This is a genomic window from Bradyrhizobium manausense (assembly GCF_018130615.1).
GTDB lineage: Bacteria > Pseudomonadota > Alphaproteobacteria > Rhizobiales > Xanthobacteraceae > Bradyrhizobium > Bradyrhizobium manausense_A.
In genome coordinates, this window is sequence record NZ_JAFCKB010000018.1 from 134,452 (window position 1) to 154,312 (window position 19,861).

14 protein-coding genes are annotated in these 19,861 nt (G+C 64.0%); 6 read left to right on the forward strand and 8 right to left on the reverse strand.

The window, feature by feature from the left end; genetic code table 11:
- Positions 1–5: 5 nt before the first annotated feature.
- Together nosZ and JQ587_RS28075 are read right to left on the reverse strand one after the other, a co-directional pair.
- Positions 6–1,949: a TAT-dependent nitrous-oxide reductase gene (gene nosZ / locus JQ587_RS28070; protein ID WP_212427456.1), complete on the reverse strand. Its 1,944-nt coding sequence runs from the start codon at positions 1,947–1,949 to the stop codon at positions 6–8.
- Between the two features lie 23 nt (positions 1,950–1,972).
- Positions 1,973–4,267, reverse strand: a complete 2,295-nt coding sequence (locus JQ587_RS28075; RefSeq protein WP_212302208.1) for a NosR/NirI family protein — start codon at positions 4,265–4,267, stop codon at positions 1,973–1,975.
- A gap of 178 nt (positions 4,268–4,445) precedes the next feature.
- Between JQ587_RS28075 and JQ587_RS28080 the strand changes: the two genes are divergently transcribed.
- The 5 genes from JQ587_RS28080 to JQ587_RS28100 all read left to right on the forward strand — a co-directional run bounded on the left by JQ587_RS28080 (position 4,446) and on the right by JQ587_RS28100 (position 12,094).
- The gene (locus JQ587_RS28080) at positions 4,446–5,321 is read left to right on the forward strand and encodes a ferritin-like domain-containing protein (protein ID WP_212302380.1); all 876 of its coding nucleotides are present in this window, start codon (positions 4,446–4,448) and stop codon (positions 5,319–5,321) included.
- A 535-nt stretch (positions 5,322–5,856) separates the two neighbouring features.
- Complete coding sequence (locus JQ587_RS28085) at positions 5,857–6,876, forward strand: TRAP transporter substrate-binding protein (RefSeq protein ID WP_212427457.1); 1,020 nt, start codon at positions 5,857–5,859, stop codon at positions 6,874–6,876.
- Between the two features lie 15 nt (positions 6,877–6,891).
- Positions 6,892–8,781, forward strand: coding sequence for a TRAP transporter large permease (locus JQ587_RS28090; protein WP_212427458.1), 1,890 nt, complete (start codon positions 6,892–6,894; stop codon positions 8,779–8,781).
- Between the two features lie 26 nt (positions 8,782–8,807).
- Entirely contained in the window at positions 8,808–10,457 is a 1,650-nt protein-coding gene (locus tag JQ587_RS28095) for an acyl-CoA synthetase (protein ID WP_212427459.1), read from the forward strand.
- 236 nt (positions 10,458–10,693) lie between these two features.
- A complete protein-coding gene (locus JQ587_RS28100; RefSeq protein WP_212427460.1) occupies positions 10,694–12,094 on the forward strand; it encodes an autotransporter outer membrane beta-barrel domain-containing protein in 1,401 nt (466 codons plus the stop codon).
- Positions 12,095–12,113: 19 nt separating this feature from the next.
- Here JQ587_RS28100 and JQ587_RS28105 read toward each other — a convergent pair whose 3' ends face one another.
- The 6 genes from JQ587_RS28105 to JQ587_RS28130 form a co-directional block, all read right to left on the reverse strand.
- Entirely contained in the window at positions 12,114–12,911 is a 798-nt protein-coding gene (locus JQ587_RS28105) for an MBL fold metallo-hydrolase (RefSeq protein WP_212427461.1), read from the reverse strand.
- Between the two features lie 13 nt (positions 12,912–12,924).
- Positions 12,925–13,701 carry a TatD family hydrolase gene (locus tag JQ587_RS28110; RefSeq protein ID WP_212427462.1) on the reverse strand — a complete coding sequence of 259 codons (777 nt, stop codon included), beginning with the start codon at positions 13,699–13,701 and terminating at the stop codon, positions 12,925–12,927.
- Positions 13,702–13,714: 13 nt separating this feature from the next.
- Complete coding sequence (gene metG, locus JQ587_RS28115) at positions 13,715–15,640, reverse strand: methionine--tRNA ligase (RefSeq protein ID WP_212427463.1); 1,926 nt, start codon at positions 15,638–15,640, stop codon at positions 13,715–13,717.
- A 109-nt stretch (positions 15,641–15,749) separates the two neighbouring features.
- Entirely contained in the window at positions 15,750–16,796 is a 1,047-nt protein-coding gene (locus JQ587_RS28120; RefSeq protein ID WP_212427464.1) for a DNA polymerase III subunit delta', read from the reverse strand.
- Positions 16,793–17,479, reverse strand: coding sequence for a dTMP kinase (gene tmk, locus JQ587_RS28125; RefSeq protein ID WP_212302272.1), 687 nt, complete (start codon positions 17,477–17,479; stop codon positions 16,793–16,795). Before tmk ends, JQ587_RS28120 begins: the two co-directional genes overlap by 4 nt.
- A 2-nt stretch (positions 17,480–17,481) precedes the next feature.
- Positions 17,482–18,744: a D-alanyl-D-alanine carboxypeptidase family protein gene (locus JQ587_RS28130; RefSeq protein ID WP_212427465.1), complete on the reverse strand. Its 1,263-nt coding sequence runs from the start codon at positions 18,742–18,744 to the stop codon at positions 17,482–17,484.
- A 153-nt stretch (positions 18,745–18,897) separates the two neighbouring features.
- Here JQ587_RS28130 and JQ587_RS28135 point away from each other — a divergent pair, with 153 nt between their 5' ends.
- Complete coding sequence (locus JQ587_RS28135) at positions 18,898–19,854, forward strand: alpha/beta fold hydrolase (RefSeq protein ID WP_212427466.1); 957 nt, start codon at positions 18,898–18,900, stop codon at positions 19,852–19,854.
- Positions 19,855–19,861: the final 7 nt, after the last annotated feature.

Consider the following 19,861-nt stretch of genomic DNA (forward strand, 5'->3'; position numbering starts at 1 on the left):
TCCCGTCAGACCGACTTCGGCTCAACGAACATCCGGCCTTTCATCTCCATGTGCATGGCGTGGCAGAACCAGGAGCAGTAATACCAGTAAACTCCCGGCCTGTTGGCCGTAAACGTGACAGATGCGGTCGCCATCGGCGCGATTTCCATCTGGATGCCGTAATTCACGATGCAGAAACCGTGCGTCAGGTCCTCGACCGCATCGATGTTGGTGATGAAGACGGTCACCTCGTCACCCTGTTTGACGTCGAACGTCTCGAGGCCGAACGCAGGCGCGGTTGACGTCATGTAGACGCGTACCTTGTTGCCGTCGCGAATGACCTTTGAATCCGCCTCCAGATTGATGCCGTCCGCCTTGGCCTGCTTGACCGCATCCGCAAACATCGGATCTGCCCGGTCCCAGATCGAGATCGGATTGATCTTGGAACGGTGGACGATGGTGGCGTCATGCGGTTCGGCGAAGCTCGGGCCGTCATGGACCAGCTTCATCTGGTCGCCTGAGATGTCGATCAGCTGATCGTTCTCCGGCTTGAGCGGCCCGACGTTCAGGAAGCGGTCCTTCGAGAACTTGTTCAGGGAGATCAGCCATTTGCCATCCGCCTCCTTGGTCTGCCCCATGGAGCTGTGGTTGTGACCCGGCTGATAGTGCACATCGAGCTTCTGGATGATGGGGTTGACCTTTTCTCCCTTGAAGGCCCGCTTGGCCAGATCGATGTTCCATTTGACGACCTGGCTGTCGAGGAACAGGGTCGTATAGGCATTGCCTTTGCCGTCATACGCCGTGTGCAGCGGTCCGAGGCCGAGTTCGGGCTCGGCGACAACGACGTCGCGCGGCTTGATCTTATCGTCGAACAACTGATCGAACAGCCGCACGTCCATGACGGTGACCGTCGGGGAGAGCTTGCCGGCGGCAACGATGTGGATGCCATCTGGCGCCGTGTTCATGCCGTGCGGATTGTTCGAGACCGGAACGTAGCGCGTGTAGGCCGACCCCTTGCGGCCGTCGATCACGGGCACGCCGTTCATTTCCTTGAAGTCGCCTTTCTTGACGGCCTCCTCAATTCGCTTGATGTTGAAGATGACGACCCAGTCCTGCTCGTTGGCGGTCATCTCCGCCAGCGTAACGCCTTCCTCGCCGTTGTAGCAGGTCGAGAAGCAGTATTTGCCTTGATAGTCGGAATCGACGTTGTCGAGGTTGCCGCTGACGATCACCTGCCACGCAACCTTCATGGTGTCGCCATCGATGGCACTGAAAATCGATCGGTATTGCTTGGCGTCATCGAGAATCTTGCCGTCGTTCGGCAACGGCACGCCATCCTCGCCGTTGGCGAATACATAGCCGGTGCGCGGATATTTCTGCAATCGCAGGCCATGAACCGTGTGCTGATTAGGCAGCTCGATGATCTTGTCGCACTTCATGACATCAAGCCGCACCCGCGCAACGCGCGTGTTGGCCTTGTCGTTCATGAAAGCATAGCGGCCGTCATAAGTGCCGTCCGTGAAGGAGATATGCGGATGGTGAAGGTCGCCGTTCGTGAATGTGCCGCCGCGCGTCTTGAGGAATTCGCGGGTGGCGGGCTGCAGCCCCTCGGTCAGAACCTTGAGGCTTTCATTGGTCAGGCCCCAGCCGGTCGCGCTGCAGCGGTTGAACACCGGGACGCGCATCAGCTCGCGCATCGAGGGGAGGCCGACGACCCGCATCTCGCCGGACTGGCCGCTCGAGAAGAACACATAATATTCGTCGAGCTCGCCGGGCGCCACTTCCGTCTTCTGCACCGCCGGTCGTGCCGGCGGCGCCGCAGGTGCCTTCGTCTGAGCGTCGGCGGTCGAGACGAATCCGCGGCCGTCCTTCATCGCCGCTCCGCCCGCCAGGCCCACGCCCGCTGCAGCCGCTGTCGTACCCAGCACCGTTCGTCGACTGACGCCCTTTGTTTTGTCGTTCTCACTCATGATTGCCTCCTCGGCTTTCGGTTTCAGGTTTCGGGTGGAGAGGTGACGGGTGATACGCCGACAGGCTTGCCGCCGGCGGTGATGACGGTCGCGGGACCCTTGCCGCCCGTGCGCATCGAGGGCGAAGACAACGCCTGGCGTTTCTCGCGCTTCAGCCGCACCTGGATCATGTGCGGGCAGCGATGGTCGTCGTGGTAGAGCTCCTGGCAATGCATGCAGTAGATGCATTCGTTGACGTTGATATGTCCTTCCGGATGGATCGACTGCACCGGGCACTCCTTGGCGCAGCGCTGGCACGGCGAGCCGCATTCTTCCCAGCGGCGAAGCCATTCAAACGTTCTGATGCGTCCGGGAATCGCAAGCGCCGCACCGAGCGGACAAAGGTAACGACAAAAGAAGCGCTCGATGAACAGGCCGATCACGAGCAGCGCCACCGCGTAGAGTACGAACGGCCACTGCCGCGCGAACTTCAGGATGATTGCCGTCTTGAACGGTTCGATCTCGGCGAACCGTTCGGCCGTGTCGACAGAGTAGAGTGACAAGCCGAACAGCCCCAAGAAGATGATATATTTGATCGGCCAGAGCCGCTCGTGCAGCCCCCATGGCACGGTGATTTGCGGCACCTTCAACCATTTGGCGGCCTGGTTGGTCAGCTCCTGCAGCGCGCCGAAGGGACATAGCCAGCCGCAGAACGGGCCGCGCCCCCAGAACAGAAGCCCTCCGGCCGTCGCAGCCCACAGAATGAAGATCAGCGGAGCGGCGAGAAAAAACTCCCAGTGAAAGCCGGTCACCAGCGCGTTGGTGAAGGTGACGACGTTGACCACGGAGAGCTGGGCGTTTGCGTACCAGCCGAGCCAGACCAGAACGAAGGCGAGGTAGCCTCGCCGAACCCAGTTATAGAACACCGGGCGGCGCACCAGCAGATTCTGGAAGAAGAAAATGCCGGTGAGGGCGGCCAGCATCAACGCTGTAATGCCGACCGAGACCGTGTTCGACCGCCAGATCCGCATCCAGAGCGGCTCATCCGTCTCCGGCGGCGGGGTGGCCGCAGCCGTCGCCTGTGCTGCAGGGGGCGCGGCGTTCTCCGGCACGGTCACCGCGCGCTGCTCGCGACGCATATACTGGTCGGGTAGGGCGTAGTTGATGTCGAATGTCAGGAATGCCTTGTCGCGTCCACCGAGGCTTCGCTGCACCAGCAATTGCAGCTGCCAGGGCTGCGTCGGATCGAGCGTGAACTCGGGAGGCGTGACGAACAGCGCGATTTCCTTGAACTCGGGAGCGCCGGTCGCAGTCAGCGCACCAAGCCGGGTATGGTTGCGGTCGCGAAAACGAGTGCTGTTGCCGTCCTGCAAGATCTCGATACGATCGAAAATGCCGCCGCGAACATAGGCCGAACCCTTGAAAGAGTAAGAGCCATTGCCGGCAACGATGATGGCCTGCTGTCCCGGCTTCAGCCTGTCCTTCAGCCGTTGATAGCCGTCATCGCCCAGCAAGCTACGGCCGATCGTGGGCGCGGTCACGAGCGCCGCATAGAGGTCGACGAAGCTGTCGCTCGCGTCACCTGGCTCGGGATACTGGCTCGCCGCAGCATTGCCGGACTTCGCAAAGGCGTCATTGACGTCGCCGATCCCGAGATGAAGCCGGCGCACCGAGCCGTCGCCGACGAGACTCTCCCAATCGCGCACTTCGCTGCGTTCGAGATCGAGAGTCTTGATGACTGGGGGCAGGGCCGCCGCTGCCGCCGCGCCGTCTCCGCCACCGATGCGACCGCTCCGGATCAGCTTGGATGCCGCACGGACGATGCTGTCGCTCATCACCAGGACCGTGACGGTCGCGCCGCTGACGATGTCGACCTGCGGCGGGGTCTCGGCCCCACTCGCGACCGGCTTCATGTCCTTGCCGATCAGCGAGTTCATGGCTGCGACGATGCGCGCCTCGGGAATGCCGACCAGCACGATCGGCTCCTTGTGGTCGACGAGCTTTACACTGGTGATGACGCCTTTCGGATCAATCCCCGCCAGTATGTGAATCGGCTTGCCCGAGTAGCCAATGGCGTTCGCGAAATCGGAGTTGAGGAAGACGAATCCCTGCAGCTGGTCGCCACGATAGACCGGCACAACGGGTGGATCGCCTTGCAGCGGACCGAAACGATCCGCGCCTTGGAAAAAGTCCGAGGGCACGGCCTTCGGTAGATATGCCTGCAGATCACCGGCGGCGTATGCGGGCAAGATGCATGTGAGACACAACAGCAACAGACTTGCCAGCGCTAGCGCTGCGCACCGTACGAAGGTGGTGACGTCGTTTGCCCGCTTCAACATGTCGCTGCAAATGCGTTAAGCTCGGCCGACCGGGCCGCGCGTGTCATTTGATCTTCGTCGATGATTTGTCGTCGATGACGTGCAAAGCTCATCTCGCGCAATCGCGTCTGTCAAGTCGGCAAAATAATTCGCACTCGTGCGTAACTGGTTCAGAAATCTGCATATGGGAGTCATCGCCATGCCGTTGCTACGCACTTCGTTGCTACGCTCTGAGCCTGCCGGTGTATTGAAGTCGCTCGACGAGCTCTTTGCGCTTGCGCACGCAATGGAGCAGGAGGCCGCAAATCGGTATGATGATCTTGCCAAAGAAATGCATCGGCAGGGAAAGGACGCCCTTGCTGACGTATTCACGCGACTCGCGATCGCCGAGCGCGAGCACGTCGACAGCGTCACACGATGGTCGCAATCACGCAGCGGCAAGAATCCCGATCCCGCCCTGGTGCGCTGGGAGGCACCCGAAACGCTCGATGCAGACTCCGCGACCGAAGTGAAGAGTTCACGCTTGATGACGCCCTACCGCGCATTGGCGATGGCGGTCCGCAACGAAGAGCGCGCCTTCGCCTTCTGGTCCTATCTTGCGGCCTACTCCGACGATCCCGACATCAAGAAGGCCTCCGAGGCGATGGCGCGAGAAGAGCTCGGCCACGTCGCAACGCTGCGGAAGGAGAGGCGCCGCGCCTACCATCGCGAACACGGGCGGGACCCCGCCGATGGTCAGGGAGCGACCACATCGCAGATCGATGCGCGGCAACTCGAGCTTCGCCTGGCCGACCGCCTTGCCGATCTCGAGCAGCACCTGACCGGGCCAGCTGCCGTCCGGACACGAGAGATCCGCCACGAGACGGCTGGGATGGCCGAGGACGCCGCCGATGTAGGTCGCTTCCCGGCCTCCGTCGAAAAGAAGGATTCGCTGGAGATCGCCGAAGCCCTGGTCGACAGCTACCTCGACGGAGCCGAGCACTCGGATGACGCGGCGCGGACCGAAGCCTTGCAACGGATGGCGGAGAGGGCGATCACAAGACTGGCTTGGCTGCGGTCACTTTCGACGGACTAGCGCCGGTCCCGCCGCGCTCACCCAACGATGCCATCGCCGGGTTCCGGCGTGCCAAACGCCTGAGCCGTCACCCGCTTTGGCATGTCCCAACCGGATGGCCAATCGGCTTCCTTTGCTTTGAGCTGACGCGACTCGATCGGCTTCGCTGCGATCGCCCGAGCGGCCTCTGGTGGGGCAAGGGGCCGATCCGATCTCGAACTGGTGGAGGACGCACACACACACCATCCGAAGCACGCCCGCCCATATCCGTAATTCGCATAAGGTATATTATGGAATATCTTTATATGTAGTGCGATCAGCTGGTTAGGCTGAATTCCTTCCATCGCGGCTTCACTGGAGCGGCATTCCGGTCGCGGCATCCTGAGCATCGAGGCCAAGTTCGCACGCACCAGCGGCCTCGTCTGAAAGCCGATATTGCCGCGACCTTGTCCGGCTGCAATAAGCGAGCTTCGCGAGATCGCAGATGACCTTCAGGCCTGACCTCCGTATGGTTTGCGTCTCACAACAAAAACAATTCTTCCGAGGAAGCAGACCCATGAGTTTTTCCCGCCGCACGCTTCTCAAGGCCTCCGCCGCGACCGCCGTTTTTGGCAGCGTCAGCGCGCCCTATGTGGCCCGTGCCCAGGCTGCCGAGTTCACGTACAAATACGCCAACAACCTGCCTGACTCGCACCCGCTGAACGTCCGCGCCAAGGAGATGGCCGCTGCGATCAAGAGCGAGACCAACGGCAAGTTCGATCTCCAGATCTTCCCCAACAACCAGCTCGGCTCGGACACCGACATGCTGAGCCAGATCCGTTCTGGCGGCGTCGAGTTCTTCACGTTGTCGGGCCTGATTCTTTCGACCTTGGTGCCGGCGGCGTCCATTAACGGCATCGGCTTCGCGTTCCCGGACTACGATACGGTCTGGAAGGCCATGGACGGCGACCTCGGCGCCCACGTCCGCGGCGAGATCAAGAAGGCTGGTCTCGAGGTCATGGACAAGATCTGGGACAACGGCTTCCGCCAGACCACGTCGTCGACCAAGCCGATCACAAGCCCGGACGATTTCAAGGGCTTCAAGATCCGCGTGCCGGTGTCGCCGCTATGGACTTCGATGTTCAAGGCGTTCGACGCCGCGCCCGCCTCGATCAATTTCGCCGAGGTCTATTCCGCGCTCCAGACCAAGATCGTCGAGGGCCAGGAGAACCCGCTGGCGATCATCTCGACGGCGAAGCTCTACGAGGTGCAGAAATTCTGCTCGCTGACCAACCACATGTGGGACGGCTTCTGGTTCCTGGCCAACCGCCGCGCCTGGGAAAAGCTCCCACAGGACGTGCGTACCGTCGTTGCCAAGAACATCAACGCCGCCGCCGTCAAGGAGCGCGAGGATACCGCCAAGCTGAACGCCAATCTCCAGCAGGAGCTTGCGGGCAAGGGCCTGACGTTCAACCAGCCCACGGTCGCGCCGTTCCGCGACAAGCTGAGGGCTGCCGGCTTCTATGCCGAATGGAAGGGCAAGTATGGCGACCAGGCCTGGGACCTCCTGGAAAAGGCCGTCGGCAAGCTGTCGTAACGCGTTGGGGCCGTCATGGCTCATGTCGAGGTTCAGGTGACCGAAGCGGCGGGCGAGGAGGCTGGTCAGTCCCCTCGCCGATCCTCACGGCTGGCCTCGTTGGAACGCATCCTCGGCCTCCTCGTCGAGATCCCGGCGGCCATTCTCGTGGTCGCCGAGATCGTGATCCTGTTCGCCGGCGTGATTGCGCGCTATGTCGTGCACCGGCCGCTGATCTGGTCGGACGAACTGGCCTCGATCCTGTTCCTGTGGCTGGCCATGCTCGGCGCCGCCGTGGCATTCCGCCGCTCCGAGCACATGCGCATGACCGCGATCGTCGCGAGCGCCCGACCCGCGATGCGGGCCTGGCTCGATCTCGTGGGTGTCTCTGCCGCGCTGGCGTTCCTCACGATGATCGTCTGGCCGGCCTACGACTATGCCTACGAAGAGAGCTTCATCACCACGCCGGCGCTCCAGATCTCGAACATGTGGCGCGCCGTCGCGCTGCCGGTCGGCATCTGCCTGATGGCGGCCTTCGCGCTGCTGCGGCTGCTCCGCGCCGCTGATTATCGGGCGGTGCTGGCGGCCGTGGTGACCGTGGCCGTCGTCGTTGGTCTGTTTTGGCTGGCACAGCCCTATTTGCGGCCGCTCGGCAATCTCAACCTCGTCATCTTCTTCGTCGGCGTCGCCGGCTTCTGCGTCTTTGCCGGCGTCCCCATTGCGTTCGGCTTCGGCCTTGCCATCTTCGGCTATCTGGCGCTGACCACGCACACGCCGGTCATGGTGCTGGTCGGGCGGATGGATGAGGGCATGAGCCATCTCATCCTGCTCTCGGTGCCGCTGTTCGTGTTCCTGGGGCTGCTGATCGAAATGACCGGCATGGCGCAGGCCATGGTGGCGTTCCTGGCCAGCCTGCTCGGCCATGTCCGCGGCGGCCTGCATTACGTGCTGGTCGGCGCCATGTATCTGGTCTCCGGCATTTCCGGCGCCAAGGCCGCCGACATGGCCGCAGTCGCGCCCGTGCTGTTTCCGGAGATGAAGCAACGCGGTGCCAAGCCCGGCGATCTCGTCGCGCTGCTCGCCGCAACCGGCGCCCAGACCGAGACCATTCCGCCGAGCCTCGTGCTGATTACGATCGGCTCGGTGACCGGCGTCTCGATCGCGGCGCTGTTCACCGGCGGCCTGCTGCCTGGCGTCGTGCTCGCGATCACGCTCTGCATGCTGGTGTGGTGGCGTTACCGCCACGAGGACATGAGCCATGTCCGCCGCGCCACCGCGTCCGAGATCGGCAAGACCTTCGTCGTCGCCCTGCCCGCGCTCGCACTGCCCTTCGTGATCCGCTACGCCGTGGTCGAAGGCATTGCGACCGCCACCGAAGTCTCCACCATCGGTATCGTCTATGGCGCCCTCGTCGGTCTGATCATCTACCGCCGCTTCGACTGGCAGCGGCTGTTTCCGATGCTGGTCGAGACGGCGGCGCTGTCAGGCGCGATCCTGCTGATCATCGGTACGGCCACCGGCATGGCCTGGGGCCTGACCCAGTCCGGCTTCTCGCGTTCGCTGGCCTCCGCCATGACTGGATTGCCGGGCGGCGCGGCGACCTTCATCGCCGTGTCGATCCTGGCGTTCACCATTCTCGGCAGCGTGCTGGAAGGTATCCCCGCAATCGTGCTGTTCGGGCCGCTCTTGTTTCCAATCGCCCGTGCCGTCGGCGTGCACGAGGTACACTACGCGATGGTGATCATTCTGGCGATGGGTATCGGGCTATTCGCCCCACCGTTCGGCGTCGGCTATTATGCCGCCTGCGCCATCGGACGCGTCGACCCGGCCGCGGGCGTCAGGCCGATCTGGGGCTATCTGCTGGCGCTGATGATGGGGTTGATCGTCGTCGCGGTCTTCCCCTGGATCTCGATCGGATTCCTGTAACCCGCGCGGCGTCAAGGAGGGTGTCGATGAGCGACCGGCAGAACCAGTACAATATCGGCCTCGACAAGACCCCCGCCAATTACGTGCCGCTCAGTCCGCTGAGCTTTCTCGCGCGCAGCGCCGCGGTCTATCCCGATCACGTCAGCACGGTCTATGAGGGGCGGAGCTTCACCTGGGCCCAGACCTACGAGCGCTGCCGGCGCTTTGCATCGTATCTCGCCGGCAAGGGCATCGACGTCGGCGATACCGTCGCGGCGATGCTGCCGAACATCCCGGCCATGTACGAGGCGCACTTCGCGGTCCCCATGACCGGCGCCGTGCTCAACGCGCTCAACATCCGGCTCGATGCGCCCTCGATTGCGTTCCAGCTCGACCATGGCGGCGCCAAGATCATCCTGGTCGATCCCGAATTTTCCGGCGTGATCATTGATGCATTGGCGCAAATGACCGGGCCCAAGCCGTTCGTAATCGACGTCGATGATGTTGCGTTCAAGGGCGGCAAGCGCATCGGCGCGATCGAGTACGAAGCGGCCGTGGCGCAAGGCGATCCGAATTTTGCGGCGATCACGCCGAAGGACGAATGGGACGCGATCGCGCTGAGCTATACGTCTGGCACGACGGGCAATCCCAAGGGCGTCGTGACGCATCATCGCGGCGCCTATCTGAACGCCGTCAGCAACATCCTTGCCGGCAATCTCGGCCAGCATCCGGTCTATCTCTGGACGCTGCCGATGTTTCACTGCAACGGCTGGTGCTTCCCCTGGACGATCGCGGCAGCGGCCGGCATCAATGTCTGCCTGCGCAAGGTCGAGCCGACAAAGATCTTCGAGCTGATCAAGCAACACGGCGTCACCCATATGTGCGGCGCGCCGATCGTCTATAACGTGCTGATCAACGCACCTGATGCACCGAAGGGCGAGGCGGCGCGCCGCGTCGTCGGTCTGATCGCGGGCGCCGCACCGCCGGTCGCGGTGCTGGAAGGCGCGGAGAGCATCGGGATCAAGCTGACGCATGTCTACGGCCTGACCGAGGTCTATGGCCCTGCTTCCGTCTGCGCCGAACAGCCCGGCTGGGACGATCTCCCCGCCGCCGAGCGCGCGCGCATGAAACGCCGGCAGGGCGTACCCTACCCGCTCGAGGAATGCGTTACCGTCATCAATCCGCAGACGATGCAGGAGGTGCCGCGCGACGGCGAGACGATCGGCGAGGTCATGTTCCGCGGCAACATCGTGATGAAGGGCTACCTGAAGAACGAGAAAGCCACGAAGGAATCCTTCGAAGGCGGCTGGTTTCACACCGGCGATCTCGGCGTGCTCGACGCGCACGGCTACGTCACGATCAAGGATCGCTCCAAGGACATCATCATCTCCGGCGGTGAGAATGTTTCATCCGTGGAGGTCGAGGACATCCTCTACAAGCATCCTGCTGTGCTGTTCGCGGCCGTGGTCGCGAAACCCGATCCGAAATGGGGCGAAGTGCCCTGCGCCTTCGTCGAGTTGAAGGACGGCGCAAGCGCCACCGAGGCCGATATCATCGCCTTCTGCCGCGTGCATATGAGCGGCTTCAAGACGCCCAAGGCCGTCGTGTTCGGGCCGATCCCGAAGACGTCGACTGGCAAGATCCAGAAATTCCTGCTGCGCAACGAAGTCGGCTCGGCCAAGGCGATCTCGGCGTGAAGCGCGCAAGCGTCAGACACATTTAGAAACACGAGTTGTGCGCCGTTATCCTGAAACCGATCGTCCATGTTCGACGACATCAGGACATCACAGGAAAAGATTGGAAAACGTCAGAGACGCATTTACGTTTCCCTCCCGTCGGATTCGCTGTTGCCACCTGATTCGCCGCGCGGGCTGCGCGGCCGGCGACCGGCGCGGTTGGGGCGCTTCATGCGGTTCGTGTCGTGAGCACAGACGTGCGTGCGCGTCTGGCGCTGCTGCTGTTGACGGCCGGATTGCTGCTGCCGCGCGCGGCGGATGCCCAAGTCATGCGCGAGTTCGGCGCGTTCGCAGGTCCCGAAAATTTTGGCTATCCCGGTCCAAGCTGGCCCGGCGGCGGCACCGGCAATTTCAGCGCCGGCAATAACTTCGGCGGCATGGGAGGCCCGATGTTCGGTCCCCCGCCACAGGCATCGGCTTTTGGCGGTGCGCCGTCAGGCAACGGCAACAATGGCGGCCCGGGGATGCCGCCAAACGCTGGCTGGAACGGTGACCCACCGGGTCTCGCCGGCGCGGGCAGGTCCAGCATGCAACAGGCCTTTGGCGGCAGCTCCACAACTCCGTCGCAGACAGAAACGGCGCAGGCCACATTCCTGGCGATGAAGCAGTTCACCCAGACCCTGCTCGATCCCGCCATCGACGGGCGCGGGATCGGCCGGCCCGAATTCGACTCTGAACTCTCGGCCTATGCCGATCTCGGTAACGACCGCACCCATGGCGGCATCGGGCGCGACGCCTATGAGGCGATCTACGGCAAGCCGTCGCTTGCGGCCCCGCACTGGAGCATCTGGGCCACGGGCCTCGGCGGCTCCCAGACCACGACCGATGGCAGCGGCGCGGCGGCTCGCAGCTACGTCACCGCCGTTGGCGCCGACTATTCGCTTTCACCGCAGACGCGAATGGGCTTTGCGCTTGCCGGCGGCGGCACCGGTTTCGCCAATAATTTCTCCAGCGGCCGCTCCGACCTGTTTCAGGCCGGCAGCTTCGTCAGGCACGCGATCGGCGCGGCCTATGTTGCGACCGCCCTCGCCTATGGCTGGCAGGCCATCACCAGCGACCATCAGGTGACGCCGGCCGGTAGCGACCAGCTCAACACGGCCCTCAACGCCAACGCATATTCCGGCCGCATCGAAAGCGGCTACCGGATTGCGACGCCTTGGCTCGGCGTCACGCCCTACGCCGCCGGCCAGGTGACCATGTTCCGCCTCGCCGCCAGCACCGGCCAGCCGGCTTACGCAGCCGATCCATCCGCGGCGCCATCCAGCAGCAGTAACAGCTTTACCGACGGCCGCAGCGAGCTCGGCCTGCGCACGAGCACATCCTTCGTGCTGGCTGGTGGTCTCTTCGATTTGCGAGGACGTCTGGCCTGGGCGCATGATTTCAGCGCGACGCAGTCGATGCCTGCAGTGTTCCAGGCGGCATCGGGCCAGGGATTTGTAATCGGCAGCACAGCGCTTGCGCCGAACTCGGCCTTGACGGGCGTCGCCCTCGAGCTGCGCGGCGTGAACGGCTGGTCCGCGAGCGCGAACTTCGACAGCGAGCTGTCGAGCCTGGTGCGCGCCTACACCGGCAAGGCCGTGCTGCGCTACGCGTGGTGACGCTTCGTTCGAGAACGTTCTAGAGAGTCTCCATCCGCAGTCCGTCATAGGCCGGCACGACCCCCGCGGGCAACGTCTGGCGGATCACCTCGTAGTCGACGTCGGCCGTCATGTTGGTGATGACGGCGCGCTTCGGCCTGAAGCGTTCGATCCAGGACAGCGCGTCGTTGATGCTGAAATGGCTGGGATGGCCGGTGTAGCGCAGGCCGTCGACGATCCACAGATCGAGGTTTTCCAGGGCACCCCAGCTCTCCCGCGGGATGTCGTTGAGATCGGGCGTGTAGGCAGCGTTGCCGATGCGGTAGCCAAGCGCGGGAATGTTGCCGTGCTGAACCAGGAAAGCCGTCATCGTCACCGCGCCCCCCTTCCCCAGAACCGTCTGGCTTTCGCCCGCCTCGATCGAATGCCGCGTCAGGATCGGCGGATAGTCGCTTCCCTCCGGCGAGATGAAGCAATAGGAAAACCGCGCCATGATGTCCTTGGCGGTCGACTGGTTGAAATAGACCGGAATGCGCTTGCGCATGTGGATCACGACCGAGCGCAGATCGTCCATGCCGTGGGTCTGGTCGGCGTGCTCATGGGTCAAGAATACCGCGTCGATGTGGTCGACATCCGTCGAGATCAACTGCTCGCGCAGGTCCGGCGACGTGTCGATCACGATACGCGTGGTGCCGTGGTGTGACGTCTGTTCGACCAGCAGCGAGCAACGGCGGCGGCGGTTCTTGGGGTTCGTGGGATCGCAGGCGCCCCAGCCGAGCGCCGGGCGCGGCACGCCGGCGGAGGAGCCGCAGCCCAGGATCGTCAGCGTCAGCGTCATGCGGTTCAGAACCTCAAGTTTTCACCTTCGAGAAAAGGCGGAAGAAGTTTTCGCTGGTCTGCCGTGAGATCTCCTCAAGCGACACGCCGCGCGTTTCGGCAAGCACTTTGGCGACCTCGACCACATAGGCCGGCTCGTTGCGCTTGCCCCGGAATTTGCCCGGCGCAAGGTAGGGCGAGTCTGTTTCGACCAGAATACGGTCGGACGGCAATTCGGCCGCCAGCGCGCGCAAGGTATCTGACTTCTTGAAGGTGAGGATTCCCGTGAAGCCGATGTATAGCCCGAGCGACACCGCCTTCAGCGCCAGCTCGCGCCCGCCGGTGTAACAATGCAGCACCGCGCGAAACGATCCCTTGGCAGCCTCCTCTTCCAGGATGCGGGCGCAGTCCTCATCGGCCTCGCGGGTGTGGATCACCAGCGGCAGGTCGGTCGCGCGCGCGGCGGCGATGTGGGCGCGAAAGCCCCTCGCCTGCGCCTCCGGCGAGCCGTTGTCGTAAAAATAGTCGAGCCCGGCCTCGCCGAGCGCGACCACCTTCGGATGCCGCGTCAGCGCGACCAACTCGTCCGCCGTGATGCCGTCTTCTTCATCCGCGTTGTGCGGGTGGGTGCCGACCGAGCAATAGACGTCGTCATAGCGCCCGGCGATGGCGAGAAGCTGATCGAGCTTTCGCACCCGCGTCGAGATCGTGACCATGCGGCCGATGCCGGCCGCACGGGCACGCGCTACGATCCCGTCGAGATCTTCCGCGAAGTCCGGAAAATCCAGATGGCAGTGACTGTCGACCAGCATCGCTAGGTACGCCTCAGGCTGCCGGCTCGATGTAGCGCGGGAACGCGGGCGTCGGCGCCGGCAGCATCGAGCCGGGCGCGATCCGCTTGGCGCCGCCGAGCATCGCGAAGTTGCGCTCTCCTTCGGGAATACCAAGGCTGTCGAGCAGCAGGCCCGAGGCGGTCGGCATCGCCGGCTGGGCCAGGATCGCGATCTGGCGCACGACTTCAGCGGTGACGTAGAGCACCGTCCTCTGTCGTGCGGGATCGGTCTTGGCCAGCGCCCACGGCGCCTCGCCCGCGAAATAGCGGTTGGCTTCCGCAACCACGGCCCACACGGCATTGAGCCAGTGATGGATCTGCTGGGTTGCCATCGCTTCGCGGCTGGCGGCGATCATACCGTCGGCCATAGCCAGGATCGCCTTGTCATTGTCACTGAACTCGCCGGGCTCCGGCAGCACGCCGCTGAGTTGCTTGGCGATCATCGACAGCGAGCGTTGCGCGAGGTTGCCGAGATCATTGGCGAGATCGGCATTGATGCGTGCGACGATAGCTTCATGGTTGTAGTTGCCGTCCTGGCCGAACGGCACCTCGCGCAGGAAGAAATAGCGCATCTGGTCGACGCCATACTGGTCGGCGAGATTGAAGGGATCGACGACGTTGCCGACCGATTTCGACATCTTCTCGCCCCTGTTGAACAGGAAGCCGTGGGCATAGACCCGCTTCTGCACGGGAATGCCGGCCGACATCAGGAATGCGGGCCAATACACCGCGTGGAAGCGGATGATGTCCTTGCCGATGATGTGCACGTCCGCTGGCCAGTAGCGCCAGTTCTCGTCGCTCTCGTCGGGGAAGCCGACGCCGGTGATGTAATTGGTCAGCGCGTCGACCCAGACGTACATCACGTGCTCTTCGTCGCCGGGCACCTTGACGCCCCAATCGAACGTGGTCCGCGAGATCGAGAGATCGCGCAGGCCGCCCTTGACGAAGCTCACCACCTCGTTCTTGCGGGAATCGGGCCCGATGAAATCAGGGCGATCCGAATAGAGCTTGAGCAGCTTGTCCTGATAGGCCGAGAGGCGGAAGAAATAGCTCTTCTCTTCGACCCACTCGACCGGCGTGCCCTGCGGTCCGAGCCGCACGCCGTCGTCGTTCAGGCGCGTCTCATCCTCGGCGTAGTACGCCTCATCGCGAACCGAGTACCAGCCGGCATAGGTGTCGGCATAGATGTCGCCGTTCGCTTCCATGCGACGCCAGATCTCCTGGGTCGAGCGATGGTGCTGCTCCTCGGTGGTACGGATGAACCGGTCGAACGACACGTTCAGCCGCTCGTCCATCTCCTTGAAGCGGCCGGCATTGCGGGCCGCGAGCGCGGCCGGCGTCAGGCCCTCGTTCTGCGCGGTCTGGACCATCTTCAGGCCGTGCTCGTCGGTACCGGTCAGGAAGAACACGTCCTTGCCGTCGAGCCGCGCAAAGCGCGCCAGCACGTCGGTCGCAATCGCCTCATAGGCGTGGCCGATATGCGGACTGCCGTTGGGATAGGCAATCGCGGTGGTGATGTAGAAGACGTTGTCGCGCGCGGACGCGGCAACAGGCGCTGACGCCTTCGGTGCAGCCGTCGGCTTCGGCGCAGGCGGCGCCTTGGGCTTCACGGCCTTCGGCGGCGTGACGATGGGGGCCGGCGCAGCGATCAGGGCGGGCGCGGTCACCCTCGCCGTCTTGGCTGCTTTCTTCGCCGGAGCCTTGGCGGGCTTCCTGGTGGCCGCCTTCTTCGAAGCCTTCTTGGCGACGATCTGCTTCTTCGCGGCGTTCTTGCCGGCCTTCTTTGCCGACTTCTTCACGCTCTTCTTGGTGGCGGCCTTCTTGGTCTTCTTGACCTTTTTGACCGCTTTGGACGCGCGCGCCTTCACGGCCTTCTTGCCACTCTTGCCCTTGACCGTTTTCTTAGCTCGTGTCGCCACGATGAATTCCTTTGCCGGCTTCTCGAAATTTGGAAACGAATTTGCGTTAGGTTGTTGTCTTGCGCATGATCATTTCGGAAAACCGCTGCGCACTTTTCCGGATCATGCTCTAGCGCGTTGCGTCCGCCAGCCAGCCGAACACCGAGAATACCAAGGGCTTTCGCTCCAGATTGTAGGTTTCGGTGTCGCGCGCGGCGCGGACGATCTTTTCCCATACCTCAGCTAGACGCGCAAGGCGCGGCAGGTTCTGGTTGGCATTGGCCTCATCGGCATGCAGGCGTTCCGCGATCCAGCGATCGATGCCGTCGACGAAGGCCGCGAGCGCGACGCGGTCGCTGGTGCCGAGGGATTCGCCGAGCGTGTGCAACTCGCGCGGATCGAGCTCCGGGAGCCGTGCCAGCAGCGCCGCCGTGCGCTGCTGAAGCTTCAGCGCATCGCCCCCGAGCAGCGTCAGCGCGCGCGCGACGCTGCCCTCGGAGGCCTCCGCGGCTTCGCGCAGCGCCAGATCGGTCGGAGCGAGATCGGCGGCCGCGGCGGCTGCACCGATGACCTCCTCGGTGGTGAGCGAGCGCAGGCGCAGCTTGCGGCAACGCGACTGAATGGTAGCGAGCACGCGCGCGGGCGCGTGGCTCACCAGCAGGAACAGCGATCGCTGCGGCGGTTCCTCCAAGATCTTCAGCAGGGCGTTCGCCGCATTGGGATTGAGCTCGTCGACGGTGTCGACGATGCAGACGCGCCAGCCTTCGGCCGCCGCGGTCGAGCCGAAGAACGCGATCGTCTCGCGCGTCTCGTCCACGGTAATGACGGTGCGCATCACGCCGCGGTCGTTGGCGGAGCGCTCCAGCGTCAGCAGACCACCATGCGAGCTCGCCGCAACCTGTCGCGCCACGGCGTCGTCGGGGGCGATCGCGAGGTCTTCCGCGCCCTGCACGGCAGGCGCCAGCGGCTGGCCGTGAGCGAGCACGAAGCGCGCCATGCGATAGGCCAGCGTCGCCTTGCCGATGCCCTGCGGCCCTCCGATCAGCCAGGCATGCGGAATACGCCCGCTGCGATAGGCCGTGAGCAGCGCCGTCTCGGCCTCGCGATGGCCGAACAGCAGGTTCGTCTCGCGCGGATGCGGAATGGCGCTCTCACGCTCGGCCTGACGCGGGCTCATGCTGAGACCACCGAGGCAGGCGTGCGAAGGAGGCGCTCGCGCAACGCCGTCCAGACCCGGTCCGCGACCGTATCAGGATCAGAATTGGCGTCGATCAGCACACATCGCTTGGGCTCGTCCTCGGCGATCTTCCGATAGGCCTCGCGGAGCCCCTGATGGAAGCTGAGCTTCTCGCTTTCGAAGCGGTCGGGCGTACCGCTGCCGCGACGCGCGGCGGCGCGCTGCAGGCCGATTTCGACCGGCAGGTCGAGAATGAGGGTGAGATCCGGCTTGAGATCGCCGATCGTGACCCGCTGCATGGCGTTGATCAGCCCCGCGGGCACCTGGCCGAGGCTGCCCTGATAGGCGCGTGTCGAATCGGCGAAACGGTCGCACAGCACCCAGGCACCGTGGTTCAGCGCGGGTTGGATTACGGTGCGGACATGGTCATCGCGCGCGGCCGCGAACAGCAAGGTCTCGGCTTCGGGCCCGAGCAGCTTGCCCATGCCCGACAGCACCAGATGTCGCATGATCTCCGCGCCCGGCGACCCGCCCGGCTCACGTGTGACGAGCGTGCGCATCCGTGCCGCCTTGAGACGGTCGGCGAGCTTCTTGATCTGAGTCGACTTGCCCGTCCCCTCGCCGCCTTCAAAGGTGATGAAGCGTCCGCGTCCGGACGAGCGCTGTCCCGTGCTATCACTCATGGTCAGAGCTTCTCAGCACCTGCGCGGAACATGCCGATCACGAGCTCGCTGGCACCGTCGATCGCGCGGCGCACGGTCGAGCCGGTACTGATCGCCTCGGCGGCATAGACCGGTGTCTCCACCGCGATGGCGCCGCTTCGCCAGACCCTGACCACGCCGACCTGCTGGCCGGCCTGGACCGGTGCACGCACAGGGCCGCTATAGACGACACGTGCGATCAACTTGTCGCCGCCGCTCTTGTGCACCATGACCTTCACCGGCTCTTTCGCAACGAGCTTCACCGAGCGGCTCTCGCCACCGAACACCTTGGCGTAGCCGACCTGCTGGTCGGCCGCTATCAACGTGCGGGTCTCGAAATTGCGAAAGCCCCATTCCAGCATTTTCTTGGCTTCCGTGGCGCGGTCCTCGATGTCCTCAAGTCCGTTGACGACGACGATCAGCCGTGTGCCGTTCTGCACGGCCGAACCGACCATGCCGTAGCCACCCTCCTTTGTGTAACCGGTCTTCAGGCCGTCAGCGCCTTCCATGGAATTGAGCAGCGGATTGCGGTTGGGCTGGCGGATCTTGTTCCAGGTGAACTCCTTCTCGCCGAACAGTTTATAGAATTCGGGGAAGTCCAGGATGATGTGCCGGGCAAGCATGCCGAGTTCGCGCACCGTCATCTTGTTGCCCGGGTCGGGCAAGCCGTTGGAATTGGCGAAGGTCGATTTGGTCATGCCGAGCTCGCGCGCGCGCTTGGTCATGAAATCGGCGGCAAAGATCTTCTCGTTGCCGGCAATGCCCTCGGCGAGAGCGATGCAGGCATCGTTACCGCTCTGGATGATCGCGCCATGCAGGAGGTCGTCGACCGAGACCTTGCTGTTGATGGCCGCGAACATGGTCGAGCCGCCGGACGGCGCGCCCCCCCTGCGCCAGGCGTTCTCGCTGATCCGGTATTCGTCGGTCAGCTTGATGTCGCCCTTCTTGATCGCGTTGAAAACGACTTCCGCAGTCACGAGCTTCATCATGCTGGAGGGGGCACGCAGCTCATCGGCGTTCTTCTCGAACAGCACGCTGCCGCTGGAGGCCTCGATCAGGATCGCGGTGGGGGCGTCGCCGTCGAAGCCGATATCTTCGGTCTTCTTGGCGCCCTGGACGCTCTGGTTGGCAGCGTAGAGCACCCCGCCCCAGCCAAAGCTCACCGCGAGCGCCGCCCCGAGCAGCCCGCGCGCGAAGGCCCGGGCCGTGAACCCGTTATGGCGGAGCGAAATGAGACGAAGTGCCATGGCGAAGCCCTGAGACCGGCGTTCTAACAGTTGGAACCGGGGCGAACAACACGCGGATCGGTGCCCGTCCCAGAGATTGCACGATTCTCGTCGCATCCCTATCGTGGCACCTGATGTTTTTGGACCAAACCCCTGAAACAAGGCGGAAAAGCGATGTCCACCACCCGCGTGATCAAGGCCAATGGGATCGACCTGTTTATCCGCGAGGCCGGCCAGGGGCCGCTGGTGGTGCTGTGCCATGGCTGGCCGGAATTATCCTATTCCTGGCGGCACCAGATCCCGGCGCTCGCGGCCGCCGGATTTTATGTCGTGGCCCCTGACATGCGCGGCTACGGCCAGAGCGCGGCGCCGCCTGACGCGGCCGCCTATTCCATCTTCGACCTGGTCGGCGACGTGGTCGGCCTGGTGCAGGCGCTCGGCGTGACCAAGGCGATGGTGGTCGGCCACGACTGGGGCGCGCCGGTCGCCTGGCATGCGGCGCTGTTCCGCCCCGATATGTTCACGGCCGTCGCAGGCCTCAGCGTGCCGCCGCCGTTCCGCGGACGCGGCAGGCCGCTCGAACTGCTGCGTCAGGGCGGCATCACCAATTTCTACTGGCAGTACTTTCAGGCGCCCGGTGTTGCGGAGGCCGAGTTCGAGCATGACGTCGCCCGCACCATGCGCACGGTGCTCGGTGGCCGCGGCCTCGCTGATCCGAACGCCGCGATGTTCGTACAGGAGGGCAAGGGGTTTCTTGGCCATGCCGCCGACGCGGAGCCGCTGCCGGCGTGGCTGACTGAAACCGATCTCGCTCATTTCACGGAGAGCTTCAGCAAGTCTGGATTCCGCGGCGGGTTGAACTGGTATCGCAACCTCGACCGCAATTGGGAGCTGACCGCGCCCTGGCAGAATGCGCAGATTCACCAGCCCTCCCTCTTCATCGCCGGCGCGCAGGACGCCGTCATCACCGGCCTGATCGGCGCCAGGCGTGTCAACGAGCTGGAGCGCGTTCTGCCCAGTCTCACGCGAAAGCTGATCATCGAGGGCGCCGGCCATTGGGTGCAGCAGGAGCGGCCCGAGGAGGTGAATGCTGCGCTGCTGAGATTCCTGCGCGAGGCGGCATCGGGCTAAAGCATGG

Bases quoted from the DNA above. Each gene is read 5' to 3' on its own strand.
- nosZ (WP_212427456.1), bottom strand. From the start codon at position 1,949: ATGAGTGAGAACGACAAAACAAAGGGCGTCAGTCGACGAACGGTGCTG.
- JQ587_RS28075 (WP_212302208.1), bottom strand. From the start codon at position 4,267: ATGTTGAAGCGGGCAAACGACGTCACCACCTTCGTACGGTGCGCAGCG.
- JQ587_RS28080 (WP_212302380.1), top strand. From the start codon at position 4,446: ATGCCGTTGCTACGCACTTCGTTGCTACGCTCTGAGCCTGCCGGTGTA.
- JQ587_RS28085 (WP_212427457.1), top strand. From the start codon at position 5,857: ATGAGTTTTTCCCGCCGCACGCTTCTCAAGGCCTCCGCCGCGACCGCC.
- JQ587_RS28090 (WP_212427458.1), top strand. From the start codon at position 6,892: ATGGCTCATGTCGAGGTTCAGGTGACCGAAGCGGCGGGCGAGGAGGCT.
- JQ587_RS28095 (WP_212427459.1), top strand. From the start codon at position 8,808: ATGAGCGACCGGCAGAACCAGTACAATATCGGCCTCGACAAGACCCCC.
- JQ587_RS28105 (WP_212427461.1), bottom strand. From the start codon at position 12,911: ATGACGCTGACGCTGACGATCCTGGGCTGCGGCTCCTCCGCCGGCGTG.
- JQ587_RS28110 (WP_212427462.1), bottom strand. From the start codon at position 13,701: ATGCTGGTCGACAGTCACTGCCATCTGGATTTTCCGGACTTCGCGGAA.
- JQ587_RS28120 (WP_212427464.1), bottom strand. From the start codon at position 16,796: ATGAGCCCGCGTCAGGCCGAGCGTGAGAGCGCCATTCCGCATCCGCGC.
- tmk (WP_212302272.1), bottom strand. From the start codon at position 17,479: ATGAGTGATAGCACGGGACAGCGCTCGTCCGGACGCGGACGCTTCATC.
- JQ587_RS28130 (WP_212427465.1), bottom strand. From the start codon at position 18,744: ATGGCACTTCGTCTCATTTCGCTCCGCCATAACGGGTTCACGGCCCGG.
- JQ587_RS28135 (WP_212427466.1), top strand. From the start codon at position 18,898: ATGTCCACCACCCGCGTGATCAAGGCCAATGGGATCGACCTGTTTATC.